We start from the raw sequence: 17484 nt of genomic DNA, 5'->3' as shown, positions 1-17484 counted from the left end.
ATCGAGGTGCGTCGAAGAACTTCGGCAATAACGCCCCGAGCTCTATAGGAACAGGTTCTACTTGTTGAGGCAAGGGTTTCTCGAGAGAGGACGGCGAGATGGCGAATCGGCCGAACTTCGACCTGATCGACGGGCGCTTCTATTCCGGTGACCTCGGCGATGTGCGCGACGCATACGCGTGGATGCGTGAGCACGAACCCGTGTACCGAGATAGCGCGAACGGCATCACCGCCGCTGCAAGCTACGCCGCCGTCATCGCGGCCGAGCGAGACCCTGCGTTGTTCTCCAATGCCGGCGGCATCAGACCCGAAACCGGTCCGCTTCCGCAGATGATCGACATGGACGATCCAGAGCACCTCACGCGTCGACGCCTCGTCAATGCCGGATTCACCAAAAGGAAGGTCGAAGCAAAACGCGATCGGATTCGACAGATCTGTGACCAGTTGATCGATGCTGTCTGTGAGAGCGGGGAAGCGGACTTCGTGGCCGATCTTGCCGCGCCGTTGCCGATGGCGGTCATCGGCGACATGCTCGGTGTGCGTCCGCAAGAACGCGCGGTGTTCCTGCGGTGGTCGGACGATTTGGTGAAAGCGCTGGGTAGTAACGCTTCCCCAGAGCAACTTCAGGCGATGATGGCGGCGTACGTCGATTTCACCGAGCACATGACCCGGACGATCAGGGAGCGTCGGTCAGCCCCAGCAGACGACTTGATCAGCACGTTGATTCACAGCGAGATCGACGGAGAGGCGCTGTCGGACCAGGAAATTGTCAACGAGTCGTTGTTGATTCTGATCGGCGGCGACGAAACAACGCGCCACGTGCTCAGCGGAGGGATGGAACAACTACTGCGCCACCCCGATCAGTACCGAACGCTGGCCGCCGACCCGGAGATGATTCCGTTGGCGATGGAAGAGATGCTGCGATGGTCGTCGCCGATCAAGAACATGGCCCGCACACTTACCCGCGACACGGATTTCTTCGGTGCGCGTCTGAAAGCGGGAGAGAAGATGCTGCTGCTCTTCGAGTCGGCGAACTTCGACGACGCTGTGTTCGTGGATGCGCCGCAGTTCGATATCGGTCGGACACCGAACCCACACGTCGCGTTCGGGTTCGGCACGCATTTCTGCTTGGGTAATCAGCTGGCGAGGCTGGAAGGAACGATCATGTTCGAGCAGCTTTTCCAGCGTTTACCGGGGATGGAACTGGCGACGGACGCACCACTACCGCGTCGCGCCGCCAACTTCGTGTCCGGCATCGAATCGATGCCGATACGATTCCCGCTCGCCAATCCGCTACCCGGGTAGTTGGCAGTTGGGCGCTGCCGCGTCCTCGGACAAGGGACTGCCCGTGGGGTTGACGTAAACGACAAGGAGAACCAGGGGAGTGGTCTGCGAATTGTTGCCGATGTGAACGTGATCCGATCCGCTCGGTTCGATGAGGGTGTTACCGGTCTGATAGATGCCGTCGACCGAGCAATCGGATCGGTAGTGGCTCAAGGTGCCGCCGGCAACGGCGGCGTACAGAACACCGTCGTGAAAGTGCCAGCCGGTGGATCCACCCGGGTCGACAGTGATTTTGCGCAGCACATAGTCCTTGTCGCCGAACGTCACCTGCCCGAGGATTTCGCCGTGCACCCCGGTGCTCGGTGTCGCCGACGCGACGGTGGGAGTCACCGCAAGACCGCAAGCTGCAGTCAGAGCAAGTAGAACTCGATGTCGTATACGCATGAGCAGGCCTCTCGAATGGGTGTGCTCATGAGTGTCCCCCGGCAATGCTTGAATTGTCGGATATTAGGGACTGTGGTTGTAAACAGTCAGGAGTAATACGCGGACAACGCAGTTGGTACGTGAAGTTCTGTTTCGGCCAACCCGTTCCTCGTCCGGAACGTTGCCTCCGAGGTGATGTCCGTGGTGTCACCCGTGCTCGGTGTTGGGTTTTCCCGAGTCGGGACGATTGAACGCATCAGTTGCGGCACGGTGGTGCAGATCCGTCACCGTGGAAATCTGCTTGGATACCAGTGCATTGAGTTCGCGATGCTGGTCCTCGGTCTCGCCGGCCGGGATATCGCGCAGAACTTCCCACATTGCGCTTTTTCCGCAGAGCGCGGTTCGCATGACTTCCAGGGCAGCTAGTTTGACGAGACGGGACTGCCACAGTGCATCGATGTGAACCAGTTTTCTCAGCCGATTCAATCCCGCATCGATCACCGGATAGCGAGGTAGCGAAATTTCCTGAGTGTCTTCGATCAGTTGCAATAACTGTCCGATTTCGTACTCCAATTCGTTCGGCAGCGAATCCAGCCGTCCCTCCGCCCACGATCCGTAGGAGTCGACGAGCGATCTCGCGAGCTGTAGACCCAACATTGCACCACAGAGGTGTGTGACCAGGTAGGCCGTGGCGATGTGTTCCTCGGATGATCGAGATCGATTTCCGAACATGTTCGCCCTTCCTTGATGCTGTGTGCAGTGTTTTCCTTCGCGAGATGCTCGCGATCAGCTGAACGCGGTGGCGCCGATTTATGCGTGGAGCACGGCATATGTGGGATTGTGCTTGCTGATTCTTCGTTTGCCGACAGTGGCTTCAGGGTATTCCGAGAGTGGTCATCGCGGTAGAGCAACTAGCCGTGTGTATCCGTCGATACTACAGTCGCGCGCGACTTGTCGGGACTTGATCGAGCGGCCCCTGGTTCGCGCACGACAAGGAGTGGAATCATGTTTCGTCAGAATGCATCTCGGCACGAGAGGCATGAATCGTCTGCAGGCGATGCAGCCCCGGCAAATGACTACGCAGCCTCTGATCGCGCGGCGGTGCCGGTTCGAGAAACAACGCCTGGTCGGATGTGGGTGCCTCGCACCCGTGGTGCTGTCAGTGGCCTGGCCCTGATTCTGCTTGGACTCTGGGGAGCGTTGATACCGTTTGTGGGTCCGTACTTCTCGTTTTCTTTCACGCCAGATGAGGCGTGGACCTGGACTTCCGCCCGGGGTTGGCTCGAAGTGTTGCCGGGTGCAGTGACCGTGGTTGGCGGGATCCTGCTCTTGTTCAGCGCCAACCGCGCCGTCGCCGGCTTCGGCGCGTGGCTCGGTGTTGTCGGCGGCGCATGGTTCATCGTCGGACCGGTGCTGGCGCCCGTGCTGCACATCGGAGACCCTGGAAGCCCGACAGCAACCCGGCCCGGATTTCAGGCATTGCAACAGCTGGCGTTCTTCGAAGGCCTCGGTGCGGTGATCCTGTTTTTCGGCGCGGTCGCTGTCGGGCGTCTTTCCCTGCGAAGTCATCGAGACGTGCGACGCGCGCAGCGACTCGCAGATACGCACGTTGCAGATACACCAGCCCCATGACGGCAAACTTCGACGGCATCATGAAGGCATGATGCCGTCCACCCATTTCTTGCCGTTTGCCTGTCCCAGGCGAAGCTGAATCTGCTTGTCGAACATAGTCATCAGTGGAAGTGGCTCGATCATCCCGCCATGGAGCACGCTCAGCGAATTGCTGCCACTCCACTTTCGCTCGCAACGAGTGTTCTCGGCGGAATCGCCGCCGGTGCTGTGTTTCAACAAGTTTGGAAGCGTGTCGCGCACGAGGGCGAAGCGCCTGACCCGCACGATCTGACCAGGTCAAGCAAGGAGGTTCTCATTTCCGCAGCACTGCAGGGAGCAATTTTTGCAGTGGTCAAAGCGGCAGTGGATCGCATGGGTGCAAAAGGCTACCGCGCACTCGCACATGAGAATCCGGTCTGACTTCGGCTTCACCGCGACCACACCGACGACGGTAGGGATAGATTGATGAGCGAACAGCTACTGAACCGGCTTCCGAAGAATTTGGCGAGGACCGGAGCGTTTACCACCCTCACGGCTCTCGTCGGGTCTGCGGCCGGCCGTAGCCCCGAAAAAACATCGTGGTTCAGGAACTTGCGCAAGCCGGCATTTCAACCGCCGGCCGTTGTTTTTCCGGTCGTATGGACCGCCTTGTATGCCGATATTGCTGTCAGTTCCGCCATTGCACTTGATCGACTCCAAGAGGAGGGAGACCGTGCCGATGAACGAAGGTTGGCACTGGCACTACTGGCTAACCTCGCCGTCAATGCAGGCTGGAGTTGGGTCTTCTTTCGCTCACATCGACTCGCTGCTGCACCCGTCATCGCGGCAGCCCTAGCTGTCAGTCGTTCTGATCTGGCGATGCGAGTTGGGCGCGTCGACCGCTCTGCGGGCCTTGCACTGGTTCCGTATCCGCTGTGGTGCTCGTTCGCCACAGTCCTCTCTGCTGCAATCTGGAGAAACAATCGCTAAAAGTAGGATTGCGAGATGCACAAAGTTGCTAGTCGACGCCGGAGTGGAGCGAAATCGACTGCAACAGTTTTGGAATCGTAATGTGTCTCAGAAACCCGTCTCACCTTCTTCGGTGCCACCAGAGCGCCAGGAACACGTTTTCTACGTTGATCGGGACGGTGACGGCGCAGATGGTTGGGGATGCTTCTGATTCGCGGCGACAAGTCGTATGAACCACGAAGCGATTGCGCCGTACGACAGTGCTGATGCTCAAGATTTCAATCCAGATCTGTTGCTACGGAATCATTCTCGAACCGGTTGCGGGTGGGGTCAGGTTGCCGGCTGACGATGCCTCTTACCGCATGCTTGGATGCACACGGAGGATGCGGTCGTCCTCGGGACCCGGTTCGCCGCGGCCATCGGTGTTGTTGGTGATGAGCCACAGGTCCCCGTCCGGGGACTCGGCGACATCGCGGATGCGGCCGTACTCGCCGCTGAAATAGTCGGTCGAAGTGGCAGGGTGGGCGCTCGGGACAGCTCGCAGGACCTGACCGCGGAGATTGGCGATGAACAGTGTCCCTTCAATGTTGACCATGCCACTGGGGCTGGCCTCGCTGGGCTCCCACTGCTGTACGGGGTCGGTGAAACCGTCGGTGTCGGCGATGCCTTCGACAGTAGGCCACCCGTAGTTGCTGCCGGGGGTGATGATGTTCAGTTCGTCCCAGGTGTCTTGTCCGAATTCGGTGGCGAACATCGTTCCGTCGTCAGACCAGGCCAGACCCTGAGGGTTGCGGTGCCCGTAGCTGTAGGTGAGTGAGTCCGGGAACGGGTTGTCTTCGGGGACATCACCGTCGGGGGTCATCCGTAAAATCTTCCCGGCAAGGGAGGCTGGGTCCTGCGCGGTGCCGCGCTGTCCGGCATCACCTGTTGCGGCGTACAGCATTCCGTCGGGGCCGAACGCGATCCGTCCGCCGTCGTGCCATCCGGCGGCCGGGATCTGATCGATGATGGTCTGTGGTTCGCCGAGCGAGAGTGATCCGGCTGTTCCAGTCACGGAATACCGCTGGATGCGGTTTCCACTCGATGCTGTGGAGTACGCGTACAGCCGACTCTGATCGTCGACCGCCATACCCAGGAGACCACCTTCGCCGCTGCCGGTGACGCCTGTGACCGTTCCGATTTCGCGTGCGGTGCCGTCTTCTGCGATTTCGAGGATGCGTGCGCTGTCGCGTTCGCTGACCAGGGGTGTGCCGTCGAGGAACACCACCGAACACGGGGCTTGCAGGTTTGTCGTGACGTGGGAGGGCACGGATGTCCCGAGAGACGGGTGCGCCGTTGAGTGAGAGGAAGTAGAGGTCGTCGCGGAGGGTATGGGCTGCGCGGTGCACGAGGCAAGGAGAGCGCCCACAGTGAGTCCTGCGGCGATAAATGTGTACCGGGATGATGTGCGGGTCATAGCTCTCCATGTTTGCCGCGGATTCGCGGTCGGTGTGGATGGTCAGGATGGGTGTCGCCGTCACGTTGTCGCCGCGAGGCGGGGGCCGTTGTGTGCGGCAGAGTTGTTCGGATTCGTTTTCGAAATCAATAGTGGCGAAGTATCTCTCGGGGTTCAGCACATCTGGCAGCCTGTGCCCGTGGGCAGAAGTTTGTTGGCTCGGTATCTACTGCTGGTGGACCACTTCGGCGGTGACGTCTCCGCCCTCGAGGCGGCTCAGCTGCTCGACGGATCCGTCGTAGGTGCCCAGGTGAATGGTCTGATCCGAGTAGCCGATGCCGTCGGTGTCGTAGTAGAAGCCGATATTCCCCCACGGTGCGTAATAGATGAGATCACCGTCCTCGGGGTCGGATCCAGGCGAGCGGTCTGTCTCCAGTTTTCGGGGCAGTTGGCTGATCTTTTCCCTTCCCGCGAATTCTTCGACTGACAATGTGAGTGGAAGCATCGAGAGGAAATCACGGGTTGTGGGATTGTCCGATTCGATCGTGACGTCGACTGCAGTTTCACCCGAGGTGAAGCGCACTACGGTTCCTTCGGCAGAACTGCTAGCAGAAGCGATGCCAGGTGGGAAGGTGGCGGAAATTGCCGACGTCGAGGAGGCGGGCCCCGCAGGGGTCGTGCATCCGGCGGCGGCGAACACGATTGCCGCTGATCCTGTGATGAGGAGCTTTCGTCGCATCGTTTTCCTTCTTCTCGGTTGCAGTTCACAGGTTCGGCCCGCAGTGAACGGGACCATCGCCTAGGTGTGGCCGAAGTTCTGCCCTCCGGCCACACCGGAAACGTGGGGTCTAGACGAGGGTCGCAGTATCGATGACGAACCGGTACCGAACATCGGAGGCAAGGACGCGTTCGTAGGCATCGTTGATCTGATCGGCGGCGATGAGTTCGGTTTCGGGAGCGATGCCGTGCTCGGCGCAGAAGTCGAGCATTTCCTGGGTCTCGCGGATGCCGCCGATCGCAGACCCGGCGAAGGAGCGTCGCCCCAGGATCAGCGAAAATACGTTCACCGGAAGCGGTTCCGGCGGTGCGCCGACGTTGACAAGGGAACCGTCGAGCGTCAGCAACTTCAGGTAGGAGCTGATATCGATTTGTGCGCTGACGGTGTTCACGATCAGATCGAAGGTGTCTGCGAGATCGAGGAACGTTGCCGGGTCACTGGTGGCGTAGTAGTGATCTGCACCTAGACGCAAGCCGTCGTCCTTCTTGCTCAGCGTCTGGGACAGGACGGTGACATCGGCCCCCAGCGCGTGTGCGATCTGGACGGCCATGTGGCCGAGTCCACCCATCCCCACGATGGCAACTTTCTTGCCGGGGCCGGCGCCCCAATGTTCGAGTGGTGAGTAGGTGGTGATGCCGGCGCACAGCAGTGGGGCGGCCGCTGCGAGGTCGATGCTCACCGGAACGCGAAGGACGAAGTCTTCGTCGACGACGACGTGGGTGGAGTACCCGCCCTGGGTGATCGTGCCGTCGCGGTCCACGCTGCCGTAGGTCGCGATGTTGCCTTCGCGGCAGTACTGCTCATCGCCGCCACGGCAGTTGACGCATTCGCGGCACGAGTTGACCATGCAGCCGACACCCACACGATCACCGACGGCGTGCTTGGTGACGGCGCAGCCCACTTCGGTGACGATGCCGACGATTTCGTGGCCGGGGGCGAGGGGGTAGTTCTGGGGGCCCCAGTCTCCGCGGACGGTGTGGATGTCCGAGTGGCAGATTCCGGCGTACTTGATTTCGATGAGCACGTCACTCGGGCCGACGTCGCGGCGTTCGATGTGTGTGCGGCGTAAGGGTTCGGTTGCAGACGGGGCGGCGTAGGCGGTGACGGTGTGCATGTTCTATTTCCTGGTGTGTGGTCAGTCGGATGAGTGTGACGGTGGGCTATCGGGCGGGGAATGCTGTGCGGCGGGCAGTGAATGCGATGGAGACGGCAATTGCGGTGAGCCCGATCATGAGGAAAGGCAGGGCCATTCCGTCGAAGGTGCTCACGAGTACGGCACCCAGGACTCCGGCCGCGAAGATGGCGACATTGAACGCGACCCCGAGCATGGAGTTGGCGATGTCTGCGTTCTCGCCGCTTGCTGCGCTGATGGCTGTTTGCAGCTGTGGCGCCGCGCCGCCGAAGGCGACTCCCCAGAGAACAACGGCGACGAGCACCGCAGCGGGCGAGTGGCTTCCGGCAACGAAAACTACACCCGCGGTGAGGAAGAGGAAGAGGCTGCCTAAAATCAGTGGCCGAGGGACACGGTCGATGAGGGCGCCGGTGATCGCGATGCCGATCAGTGCGGAAACCCCGAACACCATCAGAGCCACGTCTACGGAGATCGGCACATTCGCGGTCCGTAGATAGGTCGCGATGTAGGTGTAGAGCGTGTTGTGCGCGAGCATCCATGCAAAAATGACGACGAGTATGACGGTGACGCCGGGAATGGCAAACACCCGCACGAGGGGGACGCGTGATTCCGCAGGTTGCCCTGGGGCGTCGGGAACGATCGTCAGGGCGAGGACGGCGGTGACAATAGTCAATACGGAGATGACTCCGAAAGACCAGCGCCAGTCGAATGTTGTGCCGAGCCACGATCCGAAAGGCGTTCCTATGGCCAAGCCGAGGGGTGTGCCGATCGAGGCAATGGTGAGGGCTCGCCCGGCAAGTTCCGGGGCGGTGATGCGGCGTGCATATCCTGCGAGCATTCCCCACACCAGACCGGAGAAAGCACCGGCTGCGAACCTCGCCGTCAACGTCGCCGCGATATCCGGGGAGAACACGGCGATGGTGTTGGCGATCAGGAATCCCAGGATGCCGACGAGGAACACAGGTTTGCGTCGCATGCCGCGGGTGAATGCTATGGCCGGGATGGTGAGTACCACGGTACCCAGAGCGTAGGCGCTGACCAGCTGTCCCGCGGTCCCTTCGGCGATGTTGAGGCCGCCCGCGATTTGCGGCAGGAGCCCGGCGGGCATCGTTTCGGTGGTGATGAGGATGAACCCCATGAGCGCCATGACGAGCAGTGCATGCAACGGTAGGCGGCCGTGTGGATACGACGAGTCCACGAGTCTGGCCGGCATCGATGTGGTTGGCTCGACGATACCGTCGTTGGAAGTGGATTGCATTAGTACGCTTACGGTTTCGATCGACTCGGTGTCTGAATTCAAGGTGGGTTCGTTTCTTCCTTGTGGACGGCCGCTGAAAGTCGCAGGCGAGACCTTCGTCTCTCGATCACCAGCACACCACTCATTGCGCATAGCAGGGAGTCCCGGTTGGTGGGGGTACTACAAGGGACTCCCTCGACACCGGGACCTCGACTAGCGTCGACGTATGGACAATCGAGCGGAAGTCCGGGAATTCCTGACCTCACGTCGCGCCCTGGTCACTCCGGAACAGGTCGGACTCCCAGCGGGAACCAACCGGCGGGTCGAGGGGCTTCGCCGCAGTGAGGTCGCGACCCTGGCCGGTGTGAGCATCGAGTACTACACACGGATAGAACGCGGCGCAATCAGCGGCGCCTCACCCGAGGTGCTCGACAGTCTCGCCAAGGCACTGTGCCTTGATGATGCCGAGCGGGCGCATTTGTTCGATCTCGCCCATGCAGCAAGTCCCGTGGCCAGGCCCCCGCGGCGCCGCAATTCGAAGACGTGGCTGCCGCACCAGAGTCTGCAGTGGGCCCTCGACGCGATCACCGCCGGCCCGGCATTTGTCCGCAACGGACGCATGGACATCCTTGCCGGCAACATGCTTGCCCGAGCGTTCTACGGGGACGTCTACGACATGCCGGGCCAGCCGCCGAACATCGCCCGGTACACCTTCCTCGACGAGCGGGCACGAGACTTCTACCCCGACTGGGACCTCTTTGCCGAGGTGACGGTTGCCATCTTGCGCACCGAAGCCGCCCGCGACCCACACAACAAGGAACTTCACGACCTTATCGGCGAGCTCAGCACCCGTTGTGAAGACTTTCGTCGTCGGTGGAGTGCACACAATGTCCGACACCACGGCACCGGGTCAAAGACCTTCCACCACCCAGTTGTCGGTGAACTCACCCTGGCGTACGAGGGCCTCAAGATGGCGGCCGAACCCGGCCTGACACTGACCATCTACTCCGCAGAGCCGGGCTCCGGATCCGAACAAGCGCTGCGACTGCTCGCCTCATGGGCTGCCAGCGAATACGGTGCTCCGGTTCCCGCTTCGCCGGCAAAGGAATCCACCGGCCACTGACTCCGGGATGCACTTTGCTACATACCGGATCGCACACCGATAGTCGGTCAAGTCTGGGACAGAGCCGGCGACCTCGGTTCGCGCTGATCCCTGATTGACACGCCTCACGTCGGCTCCGGGCGTCAGTAGGATTGCGTGATGCACAAAGTTGCGAGTCGACGCCGGAGTCAGCCGCCGCCCGCGCGGTTCTTGTTCGAAGCTCTGATCGATCCGCATCGGGAGCCCGTTCGGCACTGGCTCGATTTGCGGGACAACGAGATTGAGCCGAGGATTATCGAGGCGGTTGAACCGGAGTTGGTGGTCTGGTCTTCGATCTGGCCCGACCGCCCCGATGCGATAATCCGTTTCGACATCGAGGCGGTCGGCAACAGTACGACACTGTGTTGGACGTTGTTCGTGGAGGATCGGGTCCCGACAGAGTCCGAGGTTGTCCGCTTGCGCAAACGGATCAACACACTGATCAACGCGAACTTGCGGTTCACCTTCGGTCAGTAGCGTCAGATGAGATCCGGGTTCTCGGCGTACACCTCCTCGAGGATCGACAGGTCGAACAGTTGATCTGCTGAGATCTCCAGTCCGGCTTTGGCCAATGCCGCGATGTTCTGTTCGATCAATGCCGGGGTCATCGTGAATAATCCGTTTGCCTTGGTGTCGGCCGAGACCACAAGATCGTTCTGTGCGGTCGCTTCCTTGGTCTGTTCCTCGAGTTCGAGGTTCTGGTCCTTGCCGTACACCTCGACTGCGAGGCGGGCGGATTCTGCGGGATCGGCGACAGCGTCGCGCCAGCCCTGAATTTCGGCCTTCAGGAAGGCTTTGAGCTTGTCTCGCTCGTTGTCGATGGTCGATTGCAGGACGGTGAACGATTCGGCTACGAGTGGCAGATTGTAGTCCGCGAACAGGAAGTGGGCGTTGGGAAAACCTTTTGCCGCCAGGGTGATCGGCTCGTTGGTGACGTAGGAGACCCAACCGTCTACCTCGCCGTTTGCCAGTGGGCTGGGGTCGAATTGAGCGGGCACTATGGTCATCTGACTTTCGGTGAGCCCGTTCGCGGCCAGGAGAGCGCCGAAGACCAGCTGATTGGAATCCTGGACACCGATCTTCTTGCCGATCATATCCTGCGGCGAATTGATCGGTGCTGCAGCGGAACTGACTATCGCAAACGGATTCTTCTGGAAGGTTGCGCCGACGATCTTCGCCTCGAGTCCGTCGAGAACAGCGGGAGCGGTGAGCTGCGGAGCTGACATGCCGATCCACACCTTGCCGGTGTCCAATCCGGCTTCGACACCGGTGCCGGCGGCGCCGCCCGCAACAAGTTCGACGTTCCCGAATCCGGCGTCCTTGTAGTAGCCCTTGTCGAGGGCGAAGTATTCACCGGCAAATTCGATGTTCTTGATCCAGGACAATTGCACTGCAACAGTTCCGAATTCGGATCCGTCGTCGGAGGTGCCACCGCTCGAGGCTGTGGAATCACTACTGCAGGCGAGCAATGACGCGCTGCCTGCCACAGCGATGCCGGTCAGTGCGGAGTAACGGAAGAAAGCTCGGCGGTCCACCTGGCGGACGGGCTTGAAAGGCGTCATGAACCGGAACACTAGGGGCAGTCGATTTCGTCGAGTTTGCTTGGCGGACAATATTTGTTGAGGTTGTGTTAACAGTTCTCACGCTTTGCCTGCCGAAGGACCGAAATGGGACAGAGCGAGGTTCTCGAAGATTCCGACAATGGCGTAAAGGATGATCGACACGACCGTGATCACCACGATGGACGCCCACAACTCGTTGTACTGGTAGCGCGGAATCGCCTTGATCATGCTCGATCCCAGGCCTTGACCGCTACCGAGCCACTCGCCGATCAGCGCTCCGATCAGTGCTCCGGGTACGGAGACGCGCGCGGCGGCGAACACCGCGGAAAGTGCCGAGGGAACCGACACCATTCGCAGTGCAGTCCAACGACTCCCGCCGTATGCGGCAATGAGGTCCTGAGCTTGCGTTGGCGCTGCCCGCAATCCGACCATGATCATGACCAGTGCGGGGAAGAATACGACGATGGCGACCATTACTGTGACGCCGACGATTCCGCGTCCGAAGATCAACACGATGATCGGGGTCATCGCGACGAGCGGCACGGACCGCAGCAGCATCGCTACCGGCATGAATGTCTGTTCTACGGTGCGGGATACGACAAAGATCGAGGCTACGACAATCGCGGCCGTCATTCCGACGGCAAATCCGACACCCGCATCGCGCAGGGTGATGAGCAGATTGTCGAGGATTCCGGCCCTCGCGTCAGCGGATTTAGGTCCGGAGAACAGGTATTCCCATACATCGGCCGGTGTTTTTCCCACGCGCGGTCCGACTTGGGGAAAGGCGTTGAGAAAGACGACCCAGATGACGAGCAGCAGTGCGGACGCAATGGCGATCGGAGCGAGGAATCTGAATGTTCCTCGTACCGCGGTCATTTCTGTGCTCCCGGAGCCGACGTCCACGGTGTCACGATCTTTGCGACCGCGGCAACGAGGGCGTATCCCAGGCCGGCGAGCAGAGCTGCGGCGATAGCCATTCCCCACGTCCGAGGGACGTTGTACGACGATTGTGCGGCCGTCAAGGCAACTCCGATTCCGCTGTCGACACCGCCGAGGTACTCACCGAGGATGGCGCCGAGGACAGCCGACGGCGCGGCAATCTTGAGAGCGGCAAATGTGCTCGGAAGTGCGCTCACCAGTTGTACTTTGGTGAACTTCTGCCAGCGCCCACCGCCGTACGCGGCGACCAGGTCGAGGCTCGCTTTGTCGGCGGATCGTAGGCCGGCGAGAGTTCCGACCATGGTTGTGAAGAAGCAGTACATCGCCGCCAGGAAGATCGTCGGGGTCCGTCCACCGAAGACCACCAGGATGATCGGGCCGAGGGCGAGCAGTGGTGTGCAGTAGCTGAGGATCGCAAGTTGAGTGGCGAGACTCTCGATCGGCGGGATGAGAACAACCAAGACTGCCAGGGTGATCGCCAGCAGGTTTCCCCACAGGAAGCCTTGTAAGGCGCCGTAAGCGGTGACAGTGAAATTGGGGCCGTAGAGCGCCCAACCGTCGTCGAACATCGTCGAGATCACAACCCACGGTGTGGGGATCGTGCCGCCCGCAACGCCGGCAGCCGCGAGAATCCACCAGATTGCTATCAGCCCACAGATTCCGATGGCGCCGCCGAGCCAGGTGGGACGTGTGAAGCCCCGCCGCCTCGTCGGAATGGGTTCTGCAGCTGCGGTGGCAACATTTTCGATATCGGTAATTGTCATGCAACGCCTGCTTTTCCGAACAGGAGACCCGACAGGTAGTCGTGGATCGCGTGGAATTCGGGCGTACGCATCATCTCGGGGGTGCGCGGACGAGGGAGATCGATGGGAACAACTTCGAGGACACGTCCGGGCCGAGGACTCATGACGGCAACAACATCCGAGAGGAACACCGCCTCCGAGATGCCGTGAGTCACCATCAACGTTGTCGCCGGTTTCTCGGTCCAGATTCGAAGTAGTTCCATGTTGAGACGTTGGCGGGTCATGTCGTCGAGCGCACCGAATGGTTCGTCGAGGAGGAGGACACTCGGCTTGACGACAAGCGAGCGAGCGATCGAGACGCGCTGACGCATACCGCCCGAGAGTTGAGCGGGTTTTGCCTTCTCGAATCCTTCGAGGCCGACAAGAGCGATCAGATCGGCTATCAACTCCGGGTCCGGATCGATTCCGGCGACCTGGAGTGGCAGCTTGATGTTGGAAGTCACGGTCCGCCACGGGAGGAGAGCAGAATCCTGAAAGGCGATTCCGAGTTCCCGGCGTTTTGTCAGTTCGGCGGGCGTTTGCCCGTTGACCAGCGCAGTTCCCGCGCTCGGAGTGTCGAGTCCGGCGAGGATGCGCAGGACAGTGGACTTACCGCAGCCGGACGGCCCGAGCAGGGACAGGAAAGTTCCCTCGCTCGTCTGCAATGAGACGTCGGTCAATGCGGTCACCGACCGCCGTCCCATCGTGAAGGTCTTACCGAGGCCCGATATGTCGAGACCTGTTCCGAGAGGACGAGGTGTGGTGATGGGACTGGTCATTTCCGCACAGTACGAAGGTTCGATTGCAGGCATGTTGCCTGCTCGTCACTGCTGTGTGAGGGGCTTGCGGCCGCGGGTGCGAGTTCGTGTCGCACTCGCGTGGTGAGATGGACGCATCCGAGTTCAGGACATCGCGGGATCGAAAGGGGCGAGGGTTGCTGAAGTTGTATCGTGCCGAGCGCGCCGACACATTGGTCTGCGCTCTGTCCACTCTTCTCCGCTCGCCGTTGTCGGATCCGTTTGCCCGGGAGATAGTCGCTGTGCCGGCAAAAGGGGTGGAACGCTGGCTCAATCAGCAGCTTTCCTCACGATTGGGCACTGCGACGGAATCCTCGCAGGACGGCATCTCCGCGAACATCAGTTTTCCCTCTCCGGTTCGACTGGTCGACGACGTCCTCGCTACGGTGAGTGGTGTCGGCGCGGACAATGATCCGTGGGCGCCGACGCGCTTGGTGTGGACGGTTCTGGGTGCCATCGATGATTCCATTTCCGAACCGTGGTGCGGCGTGCTTGCCAAGCATCTCCGTGGGCTCGGGGTGGGGCGACGCTTTGCGTCGGCGTCGCATGTCACCGATCTGTTCTCCAGCTACGCGGCGCAGCGTCCCCAGATGCTGATCGAGTGGGCGGCCGGTCGGTTCACCGACGGCCACGGGTTACCGCTTGCCGAGGACTTCGAATGGCAAGCCAAGTTGTGGACGGTTGTCGCGGATCGAATCGACGTGGCAGGTCCGGCCGAGCGACTCATGTCGGCGTGCAGCAGGCTGAGTGATGACGCTACTGTTATTTCTCTACCGGAACGTATTTCGGTGTTCGGTCCCACCCGACTGCCAGTTGATCAGCGAATGATTCTCGAGGCCTTGGCGACTCATCGAGACGTGCACATCTGGCTGCCGCATCCAAGCCCCGCGCTGTGGGACGAGATGAGCTCCCAGTTGTCGTCGGGGGCGGTCACCACCCGCCGTTCGGACGACAACTCTGCGTTGATCTCGCCGAACCCACTGTTGTCCAGCCTTGCCCGTGATGTTCGTGAAATGCAATGGAGTCTGGCAAACACCGATCTCACTTCGGAATATCTGCCTGCCACATCAGGCGCACCGACCCTTCTGGCGGCAATACAGGCGGACATCGTGGCCGATCGTGCCCCTTCGGGTGGAGTGAAACCCGATGGGAGCGTACAGGTTCACGCGTGCCATGGCGCGGCTCGTCAGGTCGAGGTCCTGCGAGAGTGCCTGTTGCGGTTGTTCGAAGACGATCCGACGCTCGAACCCCGCGATGTCCTGGTGATGTGCCCGGATGTCGAAACATATGCGCCGCTGGTGCGTGGCGCGTTCGGGCAGGGTGTTCACGGACACCCCGGTCACCGCCTTCGCGTCCGCCTTGCTGATCGTGGTCTGCGTCAGACAAATCCGATGCTGGCTGTGCTGGGCACTCTGCTCGAACTGGCAGACGGCCGCGCCACGGCCAGCCAGGTTCTCGATCTTGCCACCAGTGTGCCGGTACGTACCCGATTCGCGTTCTCCGACGATGAATTGGAGCGTCTGCGCGAGTGGACCGGAGCGGCCGGGGCGCGATGGGGCATCGACATCAGGCAGCGGGCAACGTTCGGTCTGGCCGGTTTCAAGCAGAACACGTTCAACACTGCCGTTGACCGTATTCTGTTGGGAGCCAGCGCAGACGAGTCGGAAAATGCGTGGCTGGACCTCGCATTGCCCCTTGACGACGTCGAAAGCACAGACATCGACCTCAGCGGGCGCTTTGCCGAGTACATCGACAGGCTGGCGGTCTCGTTGCGTGACCTGGCGGGCCCGCATTCGCCGTCGGAGTGGCTTCGGGTGTTGCTCAGAGCGTTGGACCTTCTCACCGATGCGGCACCGGACGACGCCTGGCAGAGCGCGTCGGCCCAGCGCATTCTTGCGAGTGCGGTCGAGTTCGGTTCGGACACCACACTTCAACTCTCCGACATCCGTGCACTTCTTTCGAAGAGTCTGGCGGGGCGGCCGACTCGGGCCAATTTCCGTACTGGTGAATTAACCGTGTGCACCATGGTGCCGATGCGGTCTGTACCGCACCGGGTTGTTGTACTGCTCGGACTTGACGACGAGGTGTTTCCGCGCTCCGGCGGCGTCGACGGAGACGACATCCTGGCTCGCGATCCTGTTGTCGGGGAGCGGGATCTGCGTAGCGAAGACAGACAACTGCTGCTCGACGCGGTGATGTCGGCCGGTGAACACCTGCTGCTGCTGTACACCGGTGCAGATCCCGTGACCGGCGCATCCCGCCCACCGGCTATTCCGCTCAGCGGGTTGCTCGATGTCCTGAAGTTGGCGGTGGGACCGAACGACCTGGACCAGGTTGTGACCCGGCACCCGTTGCAGTCATTCGACAAACGGAATTTCGAGGTGGAAAGACCGTTCAGCTTCGACGCCGCAGCGTTGGCAGGTGCCCGTGCCATCACCCAGGCGCCGGTCCCGCCGCCGTCGATCCGCTCGGCGTCGCTGCCGTCGATACCGCCACGCGACGTCAACCTCGCGGACCTGTCATCGTTCCTCACCCACCCAGCGCGGGGATTCCTGCGCCAGCGACTCGGTGTGCGGGTACCGGAACTCGGCGACGACATCGCCGATTCACTCGACGCGGAACTCGACGGGCTTGCGACCTGGGAGCTGGGAGATCGAATGCTCCTCTCTCGCTTGACCGGACGCAGTTCGGCGGACTTCCGGGCTGCCGAATGGCGGCGAGGCACGTTGCCGCCGTACAAACTGGGCAGCGCCGTGTTGGGCAACATCGAGTGGGTAGTGGATCAGTTGGCGTCACTCGCACTGCCACACATGGCCGGAGATGCCGCTTCCGTCGATGTTGCAGTCGATCTTGGTGGAGGTAGACGGCTGAGCGGAACCGTGACGGGGGTGTACGGAAATTCGGTTGTGCGGGCGCAGTATTCGTCGTTGGCCCCCAAGCATCGGGTGAGCGCGTGGGTCAATTTGCTGGCGCTTGCCGCTGCCGGCGATCACGGGCAGGTCAACGCGATCACGGTGGGGCGCGGTGGAAACCAGCGCGCGGCAACACGTTCCGTTCTGTCCGCTCCCGAGAACCCGCTCGATGTCCTACTTCAGTTGGTCGATCTGCTCGATCGGGGTTTGCGCGGTCCGATTCCGATGTGGGTCAATACCACCGCCGAATACGCGAAAAGGCGTTTTGCCGGACAGTCGATCGACAATGCCATGAGCAGTGCCGAGGCCACATGGGGGCGGCAATTCAGCGACGGTGACGATCCCAGCAATGTCTACGTCTTCGGTGAATCCAGTTCCTTTGCCGACCTCGCCGCTACGGCGCCACTCGAGGACGAATGTGTCTGGGCCGAGGAGCCAACCCGGTTCGGCGTCCTTGCCAACCGGTTGTGGTTGCCCGTGTTGCTCAACGAAAGTGCGGAGTAG

Annotated in this window: 17 protein-coding genes; 7 read left to right on the top strand and 10 right to left on the bottom strand. The window is 61.2% G+C overall.

All coding sequences use genetic code 11. The annotated features are described in order from the left end of the window. Positions 1 to 98: 98 nt before the first annotated feature. Positions 99 to 1304: a cytochrome P450 gene (locus tag R4P64_RS11730; protein WP_317820885.1), complete on the top strand. Its 1206-nt coding sequence runs from the start codon at positions 99 to 101 to the stop codon at positions 1302 to 1304. On the opposite strand, the gene R4P64_RS11725 is transcribed toward R4P64_RS11730, so the two are convergent. Next, positions 1293 to 1727 (bottom strand): cupin, encoded by a 435-nt coding sequence (locus R4P64_RS11725; protein ID WP_045068504.1) that lies wholly within the window; start codon positions 1725 to 1727, stop codon positions 1293 to 1295. The genes R4P64_RS11730 and R4P64_RS11725 overlap by 12 nt on opposite strands. Before the next feature lie 186 nt (positions 1728 to 1913). After that, entirely contained in the window at positions 1914 to 2438 is a 525-nt protein-coding gene (locus R4P64_RS11720; RefSeq protein WP_317820884.1) for a hypothetical protein, read from the bottom strand. A gap of 273 nt (positions 2439 to 2711) precedes the next feature. Between R4P64_RS11720 and R4P64_RS11715 the strand changes: the two genes are divergently transcribed. The 3 genes from R4P64_RS11715 (at position 2712) to R4P64_RS11700 (ending at position 4286) form a co-directional block, all read left to right on the top strand. Then, positions 2712 to 3338: a hypothetical protein gene (locus R4P64_RS11715; protein ID WP_051730361.1), complete on the top strand. Its 627-nt coding sequence runs from the start codon at positions 2712 to 2714 to the stop codon at positions 3336 to 3338. Between the two features lie 129 nt (positions 3339 to 3467). Continuing rightward, positions 3468 to 3737 carry a DUF4235 domain-containing protein gene (locus R4P64_RS11705; protein WP_095888202.1) on the top strand — a complete coding sequence of 90 codons (270 nt, stop codon included), beginning with the start codon at positions 3468 to 3470 and terminating at the stop codon, positions 3735 to 3737. A 45-nt stretch (positions 3738 to 3782) separates the two neighbouring features. Then, complete coding sequence (locus R4P64_RS11700; RefSeq protein WP_317820881.1) at positions 3783 to 4286, top strand: TspO/MBR family protein; 504 nt, start codon at positions 3783 to 3785, stop codon at positions 4284 to 4286. Positions 4287 to 4620: 334 nt separating this feature from the next. Here R4P64_RS11700 and R4P64_RS11695 read toward each other — a convergent pair whose 3' ends face one another. From R4P64_RS11695 to R4P64_RS11680, 4 genes are all read right to left on the bottom strand, one after another. Further along, positions 4621 to 5721, bottom strand: a complete 1101-nt coding sequence (locus R4P64_RS11695; RefSeq protein WP_411742665.1) for a PQQ-dependent sugar dehydrogenase — start codon at positions 5719 to 5721, stop codon at positions 4621 to 4623. Between the two features lie 205 nt (positions 5722 to 5926). Further along, positions 5927 to 6439: a cyclophilin-like fold protein gene (locus R4P64_RS11690; RefSeq protein WP_095888204.1), complete on the bottom strand. Its 513-nt coding sequence runs from the start codon at positions 6437 to 6439 to the stop codon at positions 5927 to 5929. A gap of 109 nt (positions 6440 to 6548) precedes the next feature. Next, complete coding sequence (locus R4P64_RS11685; RefSeq protein ID WP_172935902.1) at positions 6549 to 7592, bottom strand: NAD(P)-dependent alcohol dehydrogenase; 1044 nt, start codon at positions 7590 to 7592, stop codon at positions 6549 to 6551. Positions 7593 to 7638: 46 nt separating this feature from the next. Then, on the bottom strand, positions 7639 to 8868 hold the full coding sequence (locus tag R4P64_RS11680; RefSeq protein ID WP_317820877.1) for an MFS transporter: 1230 nt from the start codon (positions 8866 to 8868) through the stop codon (positions 7639 to 7641). Positions 8869 to 9073: 205 nt separating this feature from the next. Between R4P64_RS11680 and R4P64_RS11675 the strand changes: the two genes are divergently transcribed. Then, positions 9074 to 9970 carry a helix-turn-helix transcriptional regulator gene (locus tag R4P64_RS11675; RefSeq protein ID WP_317820876.1) on the top strand — a complete coding sequence of 299 codons (897 nt, stop codon included), beginning with the start codon at positions 9074 to 9076 and terminating at the stop codon, positions 9968 to 9970. A 138-nt stretch (positions 9971 to 10108) separates the two neighbouring features. Next, entirely contained in the window at positions 10109 to 10465 is a 357-nt protein-coding gene (locus R4P64_RS11670; protein WP_141486546.1) for a hypothetical protein, read from the top strand. Between the two features lie 2 nt (positions 10466 to 10467). On the opposite strand, the gene R4P64_RS11665 is transcribed toward R4P64_RS11670, so the two are convergent. From R4P64_RS11665 to R4P64_RS11650, 4 genes are all read right to left on the bottom strand, one after another. After that, on the bottom strand, positions 10468 to 11550 hold the full coding sequence (locus tag R4P64_RS11665; RefSeq protein ID WP_033232660.1) for an ABC transporter substrate-binding protein: 1083 nt from the start codon (positions 11548 to 11550) through the stop codon (positions 10468 to 10470). Between the two features lie 78 nt (positions 11551 to 11628). Then, positions 11629 to 12426 carry an ABC transporter permease gene (locus tag R4P64_RS11660; protein ID WP_317820873.1) on the bottom strand — a complete coding sequence of 266 codons (798 nt, stop codon included), beginning with the start codon at positions 12424 to 12426 and terminating at the stop codon, positions 11629 to 11631. Then, the gene (locus R4P64_RS11655) at positions 12423 to 13253 is read right to left on the bottom strand and encodes an ABC transporter permease (protein ID WP_045068522.1); all 831 of its coding nucleotides are present in this window, start codon (positions 13251 to 13253) and stop codon (positions 12423 to 12425) included. The genes R4P64_RS11660 and R4P64_RS11655 overlap by 4 nt, the downstream gene beginning before the upstream one ends. Beyond that, a complete protein-coding gene (locus R4P64_RS11650) occupies positions 13250 to 14083 on the bottom strand; it encodes an ABC transporter ATP-binding protein (RefSeq protein WP_080711649.1) in 834 nt (277 codons plus the stop codon). Before R4P64_RS11650 ends, R4P64_RS11655 begins: the two co-directional genes overlap by 4 nt. A 122-nt stretch (positions 14084 to 14205) precedes the next feature. Here R4P64_RS11650 and recC point away from each other — a divergent pair, with 122 nt between their 5' ends. Continuing rightward, positions 14206 to 17484: an exodeoxyribonuclease V subunit gamma gene (recC, locus tag R4P64_RS11645; protein ID WP_317820869.1), complete on the top strand. Its 3279-nt coding sequence runs from the start codon at positions 14206 to 14208 to the stop codon at positions 17482 to 17484.

The sequence above is a fragment of the Rhodococcus sp. IEGM 1366 genome (assembly GCF_033142425.1).
GTDB lineage: Bacteria > Actinomycetota > Actinomycetes > Mycobacteriales > Mycobacteriaceae > Rhodococcus_F > Rhodococcus_F globerula.
Note: the sequence above shows the minus strand (reverse complement) of the source record. Positions and strands in the feature narration are given on the sequence as shown.

Excerpts from the sequence above, each read along its gene's own strand:
- R4P64_RS11660 (WP_317820873.1), bottom strand. The coding sequence starts at position 12,426 with ATGACCGCGGTACGAGGAACATTCAGATTCCTCGCTCCGATCGCCATT.
- R4P64_RS11670 (WP_141486546.1), top strand. The coding sequence starts at position 10,109 with ATGCACAAAGTTGCGAGTCGACGCCGGAGTCAGCCGCCGCCCGCGCGG.
- R4P64_RS11690 (WP_095888204.1), bottom strand. The coding sequence starts at position 6,439 with ATGCGACGAAAGCTCCTCATCACAGGATCAGCGGCAATCGTGTTCGCC.
- R4P64_RS11665 (WP_033232660.1), bottom strand. The coding sequence starts at position 11,550 with ATGACGCCTTTCAAGCCCGTCCGCCAGGTGGACCGCCGAGCTTTCTTC.
- R4P64_RS11700 (WP_317820881.1), top strand. The coding sequence starts at position 3,783 with ATGAGCGAACAGCTACTGAACCGGCTTCCGAAGAATTTGGCGAGGACC.
- R4P64_RS11650 (WP_080711649.1), bottom strand. The coding sequence starts at position 14,083 with ATGCCTGCAATCGAACCTTCGTACTGTGCGGAAATGACCAGTCCCATC.
- R4P64_RS11730 (WP_317820885.1), top strand. The coding sequence starts at position 99 with ATGGCGAATCGGCCGAACTTCGACCTGATCGACGGGCGCTTCTATTCC.
- R4P64_RS11725 (WP_045068504.1), bottom strand. The coding sequence starts at position 1,727 with ATGCGTATACGACATCGAGTTCTACTTGCTCTGACTGCAGCTTGCGGT.
- R4P64_RS11680 (WP_317820877.1), bottom strand. The coding sequence starts at position 8,868 with ATGCAATCCACTTCCAACGACGGTATCGTCGAGCCAACCACATCGATG.
- R4P64_RS11695 (WP_411742665.1), bottom strand. The coding sequence starts at position 5,721 with ATGACCCGCACATCATCCCGGTACACATTTATCGCCGCAGGACTCACT.
- R4P64_RS11715 (WP_051730361.1), top strand. The coding sequence starts at position 2,712 with ATGTTTCGTCAGAATGCATCTCGGCACGAGAGGCATGAATCGTCTGCA.
- R4P64_RS11720 (WP_317820884.1), bottom strand. The coding sequence starts at position 2,438 with ATGTTCGGAAATCGATCTCGATCATCCGAGGAACACATCGCCACGGCC.
- R4P64_RS11705 (WP_095888202.1), top strand. The coding sequence starts at position 3,468 with ATGGAGCACGCTCAGCGAATTGCTGCCACTCCACTTTCGCTCGCAACG.
- R4P64_RS11655 (WP_045068522.1), bottom strand. The coding sequence starts at position 13,253 with ATGACAATTACCGATATCGAAAATGTTGCCACCGCAGCTGCAGAACCC.
- R4P64_RS11675 (WP_317820876.1), top strand. The coding sequence starts at position 9,074 with ATGGACAATCGAGCGGAAGTCCGGGAATTCCTGACCTCACGTCGCGCC.
- R4P64_RS11685 (WP_172935902.1), bottom strand. The coding sequence starts at position 7,592 with ATGCACACCGTCACCGCCTACGCCGCCCCGTCTGCAACCGAACCCTTA.